At 54.1% G+C, this 13,697-nt stretch carries 13 protein-coding genes, 1 tRNA gene and 3 pseudogenes; 7 read left to right on the top strand and 10 right to left on the bottom strand.

Features of this window, described 5'->3' with window-relative positions:
* Position 1: 1 nt before the first annotated feature.
* Genes ACTJJI_RS16805 through ACTJJI_RS16795 form a run of 3 tightly spaced genes read right to left on the bottom strand, consistent with a single transcriptional unit; the run spans position 2 to position 1,972 of the window.
* Complete coding sequence (locus tag ACTJJI_RS16805) at positions 2-679, bottom strand: fimbrial biogenesis chaperone (protein WP_118283545.1); 678 nt, start codon at positions 677-679, stop codon at positions 2-4.
* Positions 680-732: 53 nt separating this feature from the next.
* Positions 733-1,317 (bottom strand): fimbrial protein, encoded by a 585-nt coding sequence (locus tag ACTJJI_RS16800; protein WP_014830112.1) that lies wholly within the window; start codon positions 1,315-1,317, stop codon positions 733-735.
* A 52-nt stretch (positions 1,318-1,369) separates the two neighbouring features.
* Positions 1,370-1,972, bottom strand: coding sequence for a helix-turn-helix transcriptional regulator (locus ACTJJI_RS16795; RefSeq protein ID WP_047360562.1), 603 nt, complete (start codon positions 1,970-1,972; stop codon positions 1,370-1,372).
* Between the two features lie 711 nt (positions 1,973-2,683).
* Here ACTJJI_RS16795 and ACTJJI_RS16790 point away from each other — a divergent pair.
* The 5 genes from ACTJJI_RS16790 (at position 2,684) to ACTJJI_RS16770 (ending at position 7,125) form a co-directional block, all read left to right on the top strand.
* Positions 2,684-3,457 (top strand): winged helix-turn-helix domain-containing protein, encoded by a 774-nt coding sequence (locus tag ACTJJI_RS16790; protein ID WP_014830114.1) that lies wholly within the window; start codon positions 2,684-2,686, stop codon positions 3,455-3,457.
* A 1-nt stretch (position 3,458) separates the two neighbouring features.
* Complete coding sequence (locus ACTJJI_RS16785; protein WP_014830115.1) at positions 3,459-3,941, top strand: hypothetical protein; 483 nt, start codon at positions 3,459-3,461, stop codon at positions 3,939-3,941.
* A 236-nt stretch (positions 3,942-4,177) separates the two neighbouring features.
* The gene (locus ACTJJI_RS16780; RefSeq protein ID WP_043951538.1) at positions 4,178-5,065 is read left to right on the top strand and encodes a GlxA family transcriptional regulator; all 888 of its coding nucleotides are present in this window, start codon (positions 4,178-4,180) and stop codon (positions 5,063-5,065) included.
* 85 nt (positions 5,066-5,150) lie between these two features.
* Positions 5,151-6,149: a class I SAM-dependent methyltransferase gene (locus tag ACTJJI_RS16775; RefSeq protein ID WP_153908062.1), complete on the top strand. Its 999-nt coding sequence runs from the start codon at positions 5,151-5,153 to the stop codon at positions 6,147-6,149.
* A gap of 535 nt (positions 6,150-6,684) precedes the next feature.
* Entirely contained in the window at positions 6,685-7,125 is a 441-nt protein-coding gene (locus ACTJJI_RS16770; RefSeq protein WP_440654905.1) for an acetyltransferase, read from the top strand.
* A gap of 126 nt (positions 7,126-7,251) precedes the next feature.
* On the opposite strand, the pseudogene ACTJJI_RS16765 reads toward ACTJJI_RS16770, so the two are convergent.
* Together ACTJJI_RS16765 and ACTJJI_RS16760 are read right to left on the bottom strand one after the other, a co-directional pair.
* Positions 7,252-7,515 (bottom strand): annotated as a pseudogene (locus ACTJJI_RS16765) (hydroxyacid dehydrogenase); the annotation flags it as partial.
* 59 nt (positions 7,516-7,574) lie between these two features.
* Positions 7,575-7,915 (bottom strand): annotated as a pseudogene (locus ACTJJI_RS16760) (SymE family type I addiction module toxin).
* 125 nt (positions 7,916-8,040) lie between these two features.
* On the opposite strand from ACTJJI_RS16760, the gene ACTJJI_RS16755 reads away from it, so the two are divergent.
* The gene (locus tag ACTJJI_RS16755) at positions 8,041-8,232 is read left to right on the top strand and encodes a toxin-antitoxin system HicB family antitoxin (protein ID WP_028028019.1); all 192 of its coding nucleotides are present in this window, start codon (positions 8,041-8,043) and stop codon (positions 8,230-8,232) included.
* Positions 8,233-8,275: 43 nt separating this feature from the next.
* Here ACTJJI_RS16755 and ACTJJI_RS16750 read toward each other — a convergent pair whose 3' ends face one another.
* From ACTJJI_RS16750 to ACTJJI_RS16735, 4 genes and pseudogenes are all read right to left on the bottom strand, one after another.
* Complete coding sequence (locus tag ACTJJI_RS16750) at positions 8,276-8,569, bottom strand: contact-dependent growth inhibition system immunity protein (protein ID WP_440654903.1); 294 nt, start codon at positions 8,567-8,569, stop codon at positions 8,276-8,278.
* 7 nt (positions 8,570-8,576) lie between these two features.
* Positions 8,577-8,702: an RNase A-like domain-containing protein gene (locus tag ACTJJI_RS16745; protein ID WP_260325981.1), complete on the bottom strand. Its 126-nt coding sequence runs from the start codon at positions 8,700-8,702 to the stop codon at positions 8,577-8,579.
* Between the two features lie 14 nt (positions 8,703-8,716).
* A pseudogene (locus ACTJJI_RS16740) lies at positions 8,717-8,836 on the bottom strand (RNase A-like domain-containing protein); the annotation flags it as partial.
* A gap of 240 nt (positions 8,837-9,076) precedes the next feature.
* Positions 9,077-9,171 (bottom strand) — tRNA-Sec (locus tag ACTJJI_RS16735).
* A gap of 328 nt (positions 9,172-9,499) precedes the next feature.
* Between ACTJJI_RS16735 and yicI the strand changes: the two genes are divergently transcribed.
* Positions 9,500-11,818: an alpha-xylosidase gene (gene yicI / locus ACTJJI_RS16730; protein WP_440654901.1), complete on the top strand. Its 2,319-nt coding sequence runs from the start codon at positions 9,500-9,502 to the stop codon at positions 11,816-11,818.
* Between the two features lie 90 nt (positions 11,819-11,908).
* On the opposite strand, the gene ACTJJI_RS16725 is transcribed toward yicI, so the two are convergent.
* A complete protein-coding gene (locus ACTJJI_RS16725) occupies positions 11,909-13,588 on the bottom strand; it encodes an AsmA family protein (RefSeq protein WP_196372962.1) in 1,680 nt (559 codons plus the stop codon).
* Between the last annotated feature and the right edge of the window lie 109 nt (positions 13,589-13,697).

Genomic DNA, 13,697 nt, shown 5'->3' with positions numbered 1-13,697 from the left:
ATTATTGGGACAATGACGCGCGGGTCGCGGGCGTCCATGCGCCGTAATCGTTAATGGTCTGGTAGCTCACGCTGCTCGCGTGGCTGAAGGTTTCGCCCAGCGTCACGCTGGATTTCGGCGGCACCATCACCGGCTGTACCGGCATACCATCGATTTTCAGGTTGATGGTGGTGAGGTAGTACGGCGTTGGGTTAGTGAGCGTGACCTTTCCGCCGCGATACGCTCCGGTCAGGCTTTTCCAGGCGTCACCTGCGCCTTGCCCAAGGCTCTCCGGGCGGTAAAACACCTTGATGCGGTTTGCCGAAGCAAACTGCAGCGAATTGCCGGAACCGCTTTTGGTCTGCTGCGGAATGGCTTTGACCGTCATCCAGTAGAGCGTTTCACGATCGTCGGGCAGGGCTTTACCGTTAAACATGATTTTCACCGCGCTTTCGCTGGCCGGTTTCATGACGAACAGCGGCGGCGTAATGACGAAGTCATTGGTTTTTTGCCCTTTCTCGTTTTCCATCCAGGACTGGATCAGGAACGTGGCGTCGGGATGCGTGTTCCTGACCTGCAGCATGGACTGGGTGGTGGCGCTGGAGTAGACCATTCGCGTGGCGCCCAGCCCTACGCCGCCGGCATATGCGGCGGAGGAACATAATGAAATAGCCAGACAGATCCCTGCTTTTGCGCGCATGGTGCGTCTCCTTAAAGCTGAGTCAGGCCCGGCCAGCGAACCGGGCCTGAAAATTACGAATAGGTAACGGTGTAGGTCGCAACCGCGCTGGCATCACCCGCCGTGGCATTGCCCTGCGGTGAGTAATATTTCGCGCTGAAGTTGAGGGTGTTAGCCCCCGCACGCAGAGGGATGGCGGCGGCAGGTTCACCCAGCTTCACCACCTTGCCCTGCTCGTCGTACAGGCGAATCGCAACGTGCTGCGCCGAGTTAGCGCCGCCGTTTGCGCCAACGGCCAGGCTGTTAGCATCTGCCGCATCCGGCGTACCGGTGAAGGTCACGGCCACGGTGGTGGCGGCAATCGGGTTTGCCTCTGTTGAGGCCGAGGTATCGGCGATTTCGCAGTCTTCCAGGGTGATGGAGAACGCTTTCGCGGTGCTGGCTTCACTGCCTGCTGCTGCCAGCGTGGCGGTACGCACTTCGCCCATGTCGACATCAATGTTGGCGCTGCCAGCACTGATGGCGCAGGCCGAGGTCACCACCTTGCCGCTGAAGTTCACCGTACCGCCGCTGGTGGTTGCAGCGAACGCCGAGCCTGCTGGCAGTACTGCCGCAACGGCGACGGCAAGCAGTGTTTTCGTTTTAAATTGAGCTTTCATTGTCCTGATTCCATGTTGTCGTTATGTCGGGTTGTGCTCTTGGTCGACAGATCTAACTGGTTAAAAAGACCAGCAAATCTGTCTTATTTCTGAGCCCAAGTTTTCTTATCGCTGAGCTTTTTAACGCGCTGACGCGGCGGTAAGAAAGCTGCTCTGTTTCGGCGATATAACGCATATCCAGACCTTTTCGCAGATCCTTCAATACTCGCCATTCGCCCGGCGTCAGCGATAACGCCGTGGGTTTCTTTTTCGGCCGGTATCGGCTATCGACCATTTTTAATAAGCAGGCTCGCCAGTGATAAAGTGGCTCCTGCAGCGAGATATAGGCATCTATATCGCCGCGTATCCACAGCCAGGAATTTGCCGGTGCGGAGTACATACAAATAAGGACTCCGGGCTGGCGGGATTTGATGTTTTTTATATATTTCAGGCAATCAAATCCCGCGTGATACTTTTCCATGCCGGATAAAAAAATCACATCGACGGGGGTGGTCGCACACAGCGTTTCCATTAATGAATAATCGTCGCTTGACGCTGTTATCTGCATTTCAGGAACACTGTTTTTTAATACTGCGGCGATCCCCTGACGCGCAAAGTGATCGCCGCCCAACAGTGCGATTGTTAAATGACGCTTGTTGTCGTGTTTATTCGCCATGTTATTCCCTCGATTTATAATTGTAATGAGACTCGTCCGTCTGGCAGAACGATGCCTGTATTTTTCGAAGCAATTAAGCATTGCACGGTGTGGGCTTACTATACGGATAGCAAGAAACAGGTAATCTGAATTAATCTTAATTTGTTTTAAGTTAAGCTATTCCAGTGTCTTCATTTTCTCCCTGCTGTACCGGCTGCTTCTTATTTGCCTGTAATTAATCATACCGACACTTTTTAATGAAAAGTTGGCTTTAATAAATGTTTTGTAAGGAAATTGTCTGATGGTGTCAGGAATACGGCCTTGTTACTTACGCCTGATAACAATTTCACAGTGAAACTGTTAATTTTACCAGCGTATTCAGGCCGGGTGAGTATTGGGGGATTAGCTCTCAGGCCGCGTCTTTTCTGCTTTCATCGGAAAAAGTGAATTAATGACTCTGAATAATTCAGACATGGATGACTAAAGCGTTCAATTCACCTTTTTGTCGAGTTTTGTCAGTGTCAAGTCTCAGGAGAAGCATGCGCTATGAGGCATTCTTACCGTATCTGCGGAGCTTCTTAAGTCTGAAATGAAAGTTAAGAGAACTTCAGATAAGCGATTAAGAAAATATGAAAATAAGATTTTTCGCCAGGCGCCAGGATATACAGAAGGGGGTTTATCCGTCACATTAATCCTTAAACCGGCGTAATCAGGAGGTATTAAGCGAGTCTTATGCATAAGTATTATATCATCAATGGCGTCGTGGAGTTTCATCCTGCGGCCAGCACATTACGCGATCTCAATAATCCTGAGCAGGTGGTGGTATTAAACTCTCCTGCCGGACGCTGTTTGCTGTTATTAATTGAAAGAGCCGGAAGTATTGTCACCCAGCAGGAGTGTATGGACATTGTCTGGCAGCGTCGGGGAATGATGGTGTCGCCGAATACCTATTACCAGAATATCTCTATTCTGCGTAAAGGGCTGAAAAAAGTGGGATTTGAAACCGATCCGATCGTCACCATCCCGCGTATTGGCCTGACGCTGGCCAGTGATACGCAAATTACGATTAAAGAGACACAGTTGCCCTCAGCAGAGCCAGACGCGCCGGTTCAGACCGTGCAGGAAGAGGTTAGCGTGCCGCAACCTGTCGCCCCGGCTGTTAAACGTCGCATCTGGCTGCCGGGCGTGCTGCTGGGGTTGCTGCTATTTATTAGCGTGGTGGTCATCAGCCATAGCCGGGCGCATGACAACTATTTTGTGGACGGTTATCGCTTCACCACGATGATGGGCGAGTGTCGGCTCTATTTTGCCCGCGATATCGAGACGCCGCATGACAGGGATAAAGCGCTCTCCTATGCCGCGCCCTTTAAGGATGAATGCAGCAGCTACCCCTGGGTCTATATCAGTGGATATACCCTGTTGCCACGCGCTTCAGTGATCCGCTGTGACAGGGCAATGACGGAACCAAACCGTTGTATGTCAGATTACTTTATTCAGGATCATTAATATGGCTCGTTATCGTCAAACGCTGTTAACGCTCTGTCTGTGCCTGCTGGTGGGGACGTTGATCGCTGGCTATTATCTGTGGCAACGTTATTACATCCCGCCTTTTTCCTGCCAGGTGAACTTTATTCAGCATCATCCTGATGAGACGCTGACCCTGTGGCTGAATTATACGGTGGACGGTAAAAACGGTACGCTCAGCATGAACGGCCGGGTGAAGAGCGATCCAGCGAAAATCTTTAATCGTAAAATATTCTTTCAGGTGGAGCGCAAAGATAACGTCTATTACCTGACGTCTGTCCGCAATATCAAGTTCCCGGATGATGATGTCAGCGACAGCTGGCTGGAGAAATATGAGCCGTTATTTTTCATCTACCCAAACGAAAGTATTTATATGCGAATTAAGAAACAGCAGAATGATAATTATTTATTCATTCTGGGGACGTTACCGACCTATGTGTGCCATACCTCAAAAACGGAGGGGTGAGGGGGAAAAGCTTTGCTGTTTTGTGGTCATCATTTATACTTCATTTAACCGCTAAGAAATATCTTAAAGGAATATAATAGCGACAAAAATGTTGCGATAATGTAATTATAATTTTTGGCAAGGTAATGAAAACTTTAATTGATGACTCATGCAGGCTTGCGTCTGCGCGAAATAAACCCCTGCACGTAGGTTTACTCCTGTGGCCTCATTTTTCGTTATTAGCGTTATCGGGGTTAATGGAGGCGCTACGTACGGCGTCCTGTGTTCAACAATCCCGACAAAAAATAGCGTTTAAACTCAGTCTGATAAGCACGAACCCGGCGTTGCCCATTACCAGCAACGCCGGTATTAGCGTGCAGCCTGAAGCCGCCCATCTTACACCGGGTGAATTCGACTATATTGCCGTGATCGGCGGAAGCCTGGCGCATCTTGATAAGGGGCATTCTGGCGACCGGTTATTTCTTGCGGAGGCGCATCACAACAATATTCCGCTGATCGGGATAGGCACCGGCAGCTTTATCCTTGCGGAAGAGGGATTGCTGAATGAACGCCGCGCCTCGATCCATCCCTGTCATCATGATGTCTTCACGCAACGGTTTCCGCAGGTTTATGCCGAGCAGGGGCTGGATTTTATCGATGAAGGCGATGTGCTGACCTGTCCGGGCGGGATCTCGACGCTGACGTTGACCACGGCCCTGATCCGCGCCCATGCGGGCGACGATATTGCTGCCACCACGTCACGCCGTTTATCGCTCTCTCCGCACGCTGTCGCGACGCCACGGCCTGCCAATATCGCCCTTATTCCGGACTCGCGGTTGCGCAGGGCGGTCATGATCATCGAACAGTACCTGACGCGCCCGCTCAGCGCCGCCGGGCTGGCTCAGGACGTCAAGCTGAGCGAGCGTCAGCTTAATCGCCTGTTTCACGCCGAGTTTGGGAAAACGGCACGTGAATTTATCCGCAGCGCCAGACTGCGCTATGCCTGCTGGCTTCTGAAGAACTCGCAACAAAGCGTCACGGACATTGCCCGGCGGATGGGCTTTAGCGACTGTGCCCATTTTATTCGTCATTTCCAGCTTGAGTACGGCTGTACGCCTGGGGTATGGCGCGCGTCGCAGAGCTAATGCCCCGATTTCGTGCTTTCTTCGTAGGGCATTACTGGCATGCCTGGATAGACTTCCGTTAAAAGCCCAACGGGGGGACGATGACATGAACTGGCAGCCTTTTCACGGCAGCGCACCGGGAAATATGACCATTTTCAGCGCCTCATTTCCTGACGTCAGCGACCAGTGGCCGATGAAAGACGACACTGCCCGGGAGATCAACGCGCTTGACCGGGCCCTGAAAGCCGACCCGGCGCTGCGTCCCCCGTTGATTGAATATGAAGAAGGGGGGCAGGCGGTGCTTGTCCCGCAGAACCGTTACTCCGAACAGGCTTTTCGCAACCGGCCTGCGCTTCTCGCGTGGCGCGCCCGGCTGGTTCCCACCGCACTGGCGCTGTTTGTGGTGCAAAACCCGCTGGAAGACCGCCTCCCCGAAGGCACGAAAATGGACAGCGACAGCCGCCAGTGGTTTATCCACGCTAACGACGCCATTGGCGTGCGTTCCCGCGCAAAAGTGCTGGCCGCGCTGGTAGAGAAGTACATCCACAACGAGAGTGAGAACAACTGGGTGAGCCTGGCCAGCGGGGCGGCCATTCCCGTGCTGGAGGCGCTGCGTAACGCAAAGCTCGACGGTCAGCAAGTGTACCTGACCCTGGTAGATAAAGACCCCGTCGCGCTGAGCTGGGCCGAGACCATGGCCGCGCAGGAGGGGCTGGTGGTGGGGGAACAACTGACCCTGCTCAGGCGCAACCTGCTGCATACGCTGGTGCGTAACGACGATTTACTGCTGGAGCTGGGCGAGCATCAGGCCGAACTGGTCGACGCGCTGGGCATATTCGAATACTTCAGCGATGCCGATGCGGTGACTTTCCTGCAGCGCGCGCTGCGGCTGGTGAAACCCGGCGGGGCGGTGATTGTGTCGAATATGCTGACCAGCAGCCCGCAGATCGACTTTGTGCTGCGCGGTATCGGCTGGGAGGACATCCACCCCAGGTCGTTGCAGCAGTTGCAGGATATCCACCTCGCGGCGGGCGTGCCGGTGGAGAATGTCACCGTGGTGGTGCCAAAGGATGGGGTGTATGCGGTGATGGAGGTGAGGGTGTAGCGCGAACGGTTCCCTCTCCCTGTGGGTTGAGGGATCCCCAGTAATTTTTTACCGAAAGCGACGAAAGTTGTTTCAGGAAAATTAATGACTTACAGCGACGCCCTGGTCCGGCTGTAAATCGCTGAGGCGTTTCCTGCAGGCCGGGGCGAGGCGCATGGATGCGCCGAGAGGGCGGATTTACAGGGATGTTACCTCCGCCCGTCCCCGATAAGCCGGAAGGAATAAGCCGAGGGCACCGCGAAGCGGCGATTTACCGCCGGGAGCCCGGGTCGCCAGGGTGGTGGCGACTGAGCCACCCTGGCACGTTCACGGGTTATGTCGTTACAGAGTAGCAAGAAACATAAAGTGAACGGAATTACCTCTACAGCCATATGTTCCCCCTCACCCCAACGCTCTCCCTCAAGGGAGAGGGGGTCCTCCGTGCAGGTATTATTTTGTGGGGAACCCTCAGCCCTGTGGGAGAGGGTTGGGGTGAGGGGGAGCAGCACGCACAGAGTGACTTGCATTAGTTCGGTTTTCCAAACATGATCCCCCCATGAAAATAGAAACCGCACATCCCTCACACTTCGAACGCCTGGTCGCCATCTGGGAATCCTCCGTTCGCGCTACCCATCACTTTTTACAGGAAAGCGATATCGCGGCTCTGCGCCCGCTATTGCTCAACGCGTATCTGCCAAACCTCACCGTCGTGATGGCCCGCGATGATGCATGCGTTATCCACGGCTTTTTGGGCGTGGATGAAAACCGCATTGAAATGCTGTTTGTTGATGATGCGAGCCGGGGGAAGGGCGTCGGGAAATTACTGTTGAAATATGCCATCGCAGAATTTGGCGCAAACGAAGTGGATGTGAATGAGCAAAACCCCCAGGGCGTCGCGTTTTATCGCCATATGGGGTTTGAGCAGATCGGGCGCTCAGAGGTGGACGGGCAGGGGAATCCGTTTCCGCTGTTGCATATGCGGTTGAATCGGGATTAGCGCTTAACCTGCTTATCCCATTTTAATAAGCCGACAATATCTTTCTCCCCCCTCGGCTTCTTTCAGCAGGCGCTGCTTCTTTTCATACTCGATGTATTCTGAGCACGCCTTTTCATCCGCCGCTTTTTTGCTGATTTTGCCTGCGCCTTCTTGTTGAACTTGTAAGTAAGCCTTACAAGTTGCTTTCTGTTCAAGCTCACCTTCTTCGTAGATTGCTTTGATATGCTGAGTAATGGCCTGAGGAGTGACCTGATAAAGAGCCGCTATGGCTGCTTGCGACAGCCAGAGCGTTTCATGTTCAAAGCGACATGTGATGCGAACAGTTCCATCATCGCTGGCAAACATAATAAATTCGCCAGCCGGAGAGTGGATTACGTTTTGATCTGCCATGTCGCCTCCCTCTTTTGAGTCATTAACCTTACCAGCGTGTAGTATGCCAGAAACAGCCGCTAAGCCAGGTGGTTTGTATTTGATTTTGCGAGGCGCTTTCCAGCATGCGGAGTTTGGATCGCTGCAAGCGCGTTCTCTATCTCAATAAGCTTTGCTTTCGTCCGTTTATAATCATCCTGCAACCTCTGCTCCTGCTCGTTATACGCCACCAGAACGATGCATCCTTCATGACTTTTATCGTGACCTGCTGTCCGGTATCAAAACCTGCTGCGCGTAGCCACTTGCCGGAAAGGATGATTTTCGGCGTGGATTTGTCGAAAACACTCGGGCGGTATCCCACAATTAACGAACGCTCGGTTCCGGATTGGTCGGTGTCTGGGGTAGAATGCGAATCAGCCATAATCAACTCCTTGATAGTTGGTGAGGTTAGACGCTCCTGTTGTGTTCCCGCACATCGGAGCGTTGCTAGTAGAGGAGGTTTAGGTGGCCTCCAATATGGCTCGGAGTAGATGGATAGGTGGCCTCATGTCAATCATATCGCGCGAAAAAAAACCAAAAGGCGGTGGGCAGTCCCCGCAATTTAAGATGCGTATTGATCCGGCATTGAAGGAGCAGTTGGATGCCGTGGCGGCTGAGGAAGGGGTGAGTCTCGCCAGTTGGTTGAAGGAACTGGCGAGAGAGGCTTTACGACGAAAAGGCCTGGAGCCAAAGGGATAATTCACTACGGGTTTCATTGCACTTCGACAATGAGTCGCGGTTGCTAAGCAAGGGCAAGTCTGCGCACCGTCATCAGGAAGTCGTAAGAGGTTGTCTCCCACAGCTCAGGCGAAAAATCAAATCCATATCGGCTTTTGAACTCATCGTCCAGCTTGTCTCCGTAACACCCAATGAAAGTATCAATCTCTTCGGCTAACTTTTTTAACAACCAACCAGGTGCCGTCTTTTTAAATAGCCCAATTATTCCCTCAATTGTATCCTCATCATCATTAATGAGGTCATAATCTTGATTGAAGTAACTATGAATAAACTGATCAAGATTATAGAAATTTTGCATAATTCACCTACGGTGTCGGGAATACAGTAAGGATATAGTAAGGCTTACCATTATATTCTTTCAGCTCAATAACAATCCTCACACTTCGCATGCTGATACGCTGTGTACTATCTCGTGAAAACCCATATCCAATTGCCGGGTAAACTATAGTGAGGCGCCCCCCAGTAATCGGTTACTCAGCGTTTCCGCTTCTGTCACGCTCTTATCTGAAAGCACCGCCGCCAGTTGTACCGGTGACATAACGACGGTCATTCCACCTTCTTCCATAATATAATTCCATCACCATATCCTTACCCGATAATAACCAAAGACATCTTCGTTTGGTAAGAATAAATTCCTAATCTGTCTTTCTTGTTAAATTACGAAATAATAGTAGATGTAAAAGGATCGACTATTATTGAATATAAATTCAAAGATAGCTCGTCGGACTGCTATGGATCAGTGAATAACAATGCGAAGGAAAATAGAGATTTTTTAGACTTTCTCGGATAGTTGCGGACGAACTTTTGGCGGAAGATCACAGGAGTCGAACCTGCCCGGGAACGCTGGCGTCCCCAACTGGATTTGAAGTCCAGCCACCTCACCGGAGATGACGATCTTCCGCGCCTGCATTGCTACATGGAGGCGGGGCGCATTATAGCTACTTTCAGACATTTACCACATACCCCGACACACTTTTTTCACCTCTCTTTTGACCTGAATGCTCCCTTTTCAGCTAATTCTTAAGAAAATCCTCAGGTTAGCATTTCGTGCTCCGCGACATTTACCCCGATCACAAAAAACAAGAAACGTAATTTGCTAACCAGAAAACGCAATACTCGCCTCTGAAACAATGGTTTAAAACCTCTGTAACCGGTCTCAGTGCCCATATCGCCACACGGCAGGCACCTGACGGCCAGCAAAGGATTACAGAACCAGGAGGACGAAAGTATGAAAATCAGTGATGGAAACTGGCTTATTCAACCTGGCCTGACCGTGACGTATCCGGTCCAGGTGTTCGACATGGAGCAGCAGGGCAATGACCTGGTAGTGTACGTGGCTCCACGCGACGTCCGGGAACGCGCGTGGCAGCTCGATACGTTGATGTTCACCGTCCGGCTCTTCACACCGCAGGAAGGGATTATCGGGGTGCGCATCGAGCACTTCCAGGGGGCGCAGGACAAAAGCCCGCACTATCCGCTCAACGTGCTTAAGGACGTGCAGGTCGAGACGGTAAATAACGCCGAATACGCCGAGCTGAAAAGCGGTAATCTCAGCGTGCGCGTCACCAAAGGCGAGTTCTGGGCGCTCGATTTTATGCGTAACGGCCAGCGGATCACCGGCAGTGAACTGAAAAACAACGGCTACGTGCAGGACAGCAACACGAATCGCAACTATCTGTTCGAACGTCTGGATCTGGGCGTCGGGGAAACGGTCTATGGCCTCGGTGAGCGCTTTACCGCCCTGGTGCGCAACGGTCAGCAGGTCGATACCTGGAACCGCGACGGCGGCACCAGCACCGAGCAGTCCTACAAAAATATTCCGTTCTATCTCACCAACCGCGGCTACGGCGTGCTGGTCAACCATCCGGAAAACGTGTCGTTTGAAATCGGCTCAGAGAAGGTCTCCAAAGTGCAGTTCAGCGTCGAGGGCGAATATCTGGAGTATTTTGTGATCGACGGGCCGACGCCGAAAGCGGTCCTGGACCGCTACACGCAGTTCACCGGTCGTCCGGCGCTGCCACCTGCGTGGTCGTTCGGGCTGTGGCTCACCACCTCGTTTACCACCAACTACGACGAAGCGACGGTAAACCGCTTTATCGACGGCATGGCTGAGCGCGACCTGCCGCTGCACGTCTTCCACTTTGACTGCTTCTGGATGAAGGCCTTCCAGTGGTGTGATTTTGAGTGGGACCCGGTGACCTTCCCGGATCCAGAAGGGATGATCCGCCGCCTGAAAGAGAAAGGGCTGAAGATCTGCGTGTGGATCAACCCGTACATCGGCCAGAAATCGCCGGTGTTTAACGAGCTGAAAGAGAGAGGCTTCCTGCTGAAACGCCCGGATGGCACCGTGTGGCAGTGGGACAAATGGCAGCCCGGGCTGGCGATTTACGACTTCACTAACCCGGACGCGTGCCGGTGGTACGCCGATAAGCTGAAAGGCCTGGTGGATATCGGCGTCGACTGCTTCAAAACCGACTTCGGCGAGCGTATCCCGACGGATGTGCAGTGGTTTGACGGATCCGATCCGCAGAAGATGCACAATCACTACGCCTTCATCTATAACGCGCTGGTGTGGAACGTGCTGAAAGAGACGGTGGGCGAGGAAGAGGCGGTGCTGTTTGCCCGTTCGGCGTCCGTCGGCGCGCAGCAGTTCCCGGTGCACTGGGGTGGCGACTGCTATGCCAACTATGAATCAATGGCGGAAAGCCTGCGCGGCGGCCTGTCGATTGGTCTGTCCGGCTTCGGGTTCTGGAGCCACGATATCGGTGGGTTCGAAAATACCGCCCCGGCGCACGTCTACAAACGCTGGTGCGCGTTCGGGCTGTTCTCCAGCCACAGCCGCTTGCACGGGAGCAAATCCTACCGGGTGCCGTGGGCGTACGATGATGAGTCCTGCGACGTGGTGCGCCACTTTACGCAGCTGAAATGCCAGCTGATGCCGTACCTCTATCGTCAGGCCGCGCTGGCCCGCGAGTATGGCACGCCGATGCTGCGGGCGATGATGCTGGAGTTCCCGGACGATCCGGCGTGTGACTATCTCGACCGTCAGTACATGCTGGGGGATGCCTTGATGGTGGCGCCGGTGTTCTCTGAGGCGGGTGAGGTGCAGTTTTACCTGCCGGAAGGTCGCTGGACGCATTTGTGGCACAACGATGAGATTCAGGGCTGCCGCTGGCATAAGCAGCAGCACGATTTCATGAGCCTGCCGGTTTATGTACGCGACAATACCTTGCTGGCGCTCGGTAACAACAAGCACAAACCGGACTACGCCTGGAATGAGGGCACGGCCTTCCAGTTGTTTAACCTGGATGAGGGCGCAACGGCGGTGAGTGAAGTGCCTGCGGCTGACGGCTCCGTGGCGTTTACGTTGAAGGCGTCACGCCAGGGCGACACCGTGACCCTTACCGGCGCGGGTGAAGCGCGGAACTGGTCGGTATGCTTGCGCAACGTGCAGAAGGTGAGCGGTGTGAAAGGTGGCTCATACGCGAGCAGCGAGTGGGGTGTGGTGGTGAACGCGGAGGGGGATGAGGTGGTGGTTCACCTTTGAGCGCAAGGTATTGTGCGGTCTGATGCCCTCACCCTGACCCTCTCCCACAGGGAGAGGGAACCAAAACCGCGTAGCCGCTACCTGGCTTATTCATTGTGAAACTACACCACCCGTCATGGTTTGCTGAACCTGCTGTTTATCCATATTTACCGCGTTCAGCTTGCCATTTACCGTCGGCTTCAGCGGGGTAGTCGCCTGCACGCTGCCGCTGGCAGTCAGCTGAATATTACCGTCGCCGCTCACCGGCAGCGCAGGCCAGCCCCACTGCTGCAGGATGTTGAGCGGTACGCCGCGCCCGTTCAGACTCACCGTGGTCTGTCGTTGCGCAAGCTGTGAAACCGTCGCGGTGGCTTCCAGAATGCCTTTTTCGGTAAAGGCGCTCAGGTCGGTAATATTGACCGTGGCGGCGTTGGCGTTCAGCGCCAGCGACGGACGTCGCACGTCCACGCGGTTGAAGGTGGCCGCCGCGCCGTTCAGCGTGGCGCTGCCGCCCCACACGCCCCATTTGTGGTCCTGGGCCAGCTGCAGGTTAGCCCCGTAGCCATCGAGAGAGGTGATCTGCCACGGGAAAGTCGGATCGATGTCGATCACCAGGTTGCGGCTCAGGCCGAATTTCTTCAGCGTCACGCTGTTCAGCCATTCTGGCAGCGGATCCATCCACAACGTTTTCCAGTTCTGCGGCAGGGTGTACTCCAGCCCGGCGACGGCGACATCGTCCAGTACCAGCGCTTTACCGTCGCGCAGCCAGTTGCCGGAGGTGCGCACCATGCCCCCTTCCCAGCGGGAGGTGAACTGACGCAGCGCCACACCCTGCGAAGAGAATTCCGCATTCAGGATCGGGTCGAACAGATGCAGTGAACCGTAAATGAATTCGCTGGCGTTCATCGATAAACGCCCCTCCTGGCTCTGCCAGTCTCCTTTACTCAGCGTCAGGTTGCGCAGGCTGAGATCCAGGTCGGTGACGGCCCAGTCTGGCCCCTGCAGGCGCGCGTCGGTGACCTCAAGACGGCCAATCTGCAAAGAGGGGATCGTGTTGAGCGGCGCAAAGAAATCCAGCAGCGATTTATCGCTCTGCAGGCGGATCTCATTCAGGCGCATGGTGTCGATGATCCAGCTTCCATCAGCGTTGCGCAGGGCGGAGCCGGTGAGTGAGCCGCGCGCCATATCGGCGCCGATGGTGTTCAGCACCACCTCCTTGCCGTTGAGCTGGCCCTGGATCAGCACGTTGGTGGCCGGTACGCCGTTCAGGGTGAGCGAACCCGCACTCATCTGGATCTGCGCGTTTTTACCCAGCACGTTACCCGCTTCTGGCTGCCACGGGCTGACACCGCCCGTCACTTTTTGCGCGCTTAAATCCCACTCCGTGTTGGGGCTGTTAAAGGCCATGTTGTTCAGCTGCAGACGGTCTGCCTGGAAGGGCAGCGGGGCGGTCTGCGGAGAGAGATTCAGCGTACCATCGACCAGGGTGATGGTGTCCATATGCAGCGGATCGGTGAGCTGTCGGCTGCCAAGACCAATATCGACTTTTTTGGCCACCAGGGTGGCGGGCTGGCCGTCACGGCCAAAGGTGACGTTTTCCAGAAGGATGTGGGAAGGCGATGAAAAGCGGTGGTCCATCAGATCGAAACTGAGTTCGTAATCGGTGTTCACCGTGACCCAACTGCTGACCTGTGACGCACCCCAGCGGGTCTGGAGCAGAATATAAAGTGCCAGCAGCACAAGGAGCAGGGCTACCAGAAGATAGACGAGCAGCTTTCCAATAAATTTCATGGTCTTCCATCCCGCGAAACGCACATAAAGGAGTTATGCACGATTTATGCGCAATCCTCAAGGCGGGAATGGTGTAAAGAGATGTCACGGCAGGCATTGACAGCCTGCC

It is taken from the genome of Enterobacter sp. 22466 (genome assembly GCF_052044775.1).
GTDB lineage: Bacteria > Pseudomonadota > Gammaproteobacteria > Enterobacterales > Enterobacteriaceae > Enterobacter > Enterobacter dissolvens.
This window is presented reverse-complemented; position numbering and strand designations above follow the sequence as displayed.

Coding starts and splice junctions, on each gene's coding strand:
- ACTJJI_RS16805 (WP_118283545.1), bottom strand. CDS start 679: ATGCGCGCAAAAGCAGGGATCTGTCTGGCTATTTCATTATGTTCCTCC.
- ACTJJI_RS16800 (WP_014830112.1), bottom strand. CDS start 1,317: ATGAAAGCTCAATTTAAAACGAAAACACTGCTTGCCGTCGCCGTTGCG.
- ACTJJI_RS16795 (WP_047360562.1), bottom strand. CDS start 1,972: ATGGCGAATAAACACGACAACAAGCGTCATTTAACAATCGCACTGTTG.
- ACTJJI_RS16790 (WP_014830114.1), top strand. CDS start 2,684: ATGCATAAGTATTATATCATCAATGGCGTCGTGGAGTTTCATCCTGCG.
- ACTJJI_RS16785 (WP_014830115.1), top strand. CDS start 3,459: ATGGCTCGTTATCGTCAAACGCTGTTAACGCTCTGTCTGTGCCTGCTG.
- ACTJJI_RS16780 (WP_043951538.1), top strand. CDS start 4,178: ATGGAGGCGCTACGTACGGCGTCCTGTGTTCAACAATCCCGACAAAAA.
- ACTJJI_RS16775 (WP_153908062.1), top strand. CDS start 5,151: ATGAACTGGCAGCCTTTTCACGGCAGCGCACCGGGAAATATGACCATT.
- ACTJJI_RS16770 (WP_440654905.1), top strand. CDS start 6,685: ATGAAAATAGAAACCGCACATCCCTCACACTTCGAACGCCTGGTCGCC.
- ACTJJI_RS16755 (WP_028028019.1), top strand. CDS start 8,041: ATGTCAATCATATCGCGCGAAAAAAAACCAAAAGGCGGTGGGCAGTCC.
- ACTJJI_RS16750 (WP_440654903.1), bottom strand. CDS start 8,569: ATGCAAAATTTCTATAATCTTGATCAGTTTATTCATAGTTACTTCAAT.
- yicI (WP_440654901.1), top strand. CDS start 9,500: ATGAAAATCAGTGATGGAAACTGGCTTATTCAACCTGGCCTGACCGTG.
- ACTJJI_RS16725 (WP_196372962.1), bottom strand. CDS start 13,588: ATGAAATTTATTGGAAAGCTGCTCGTCTATCTTCTGGTAGCCCTGCTC.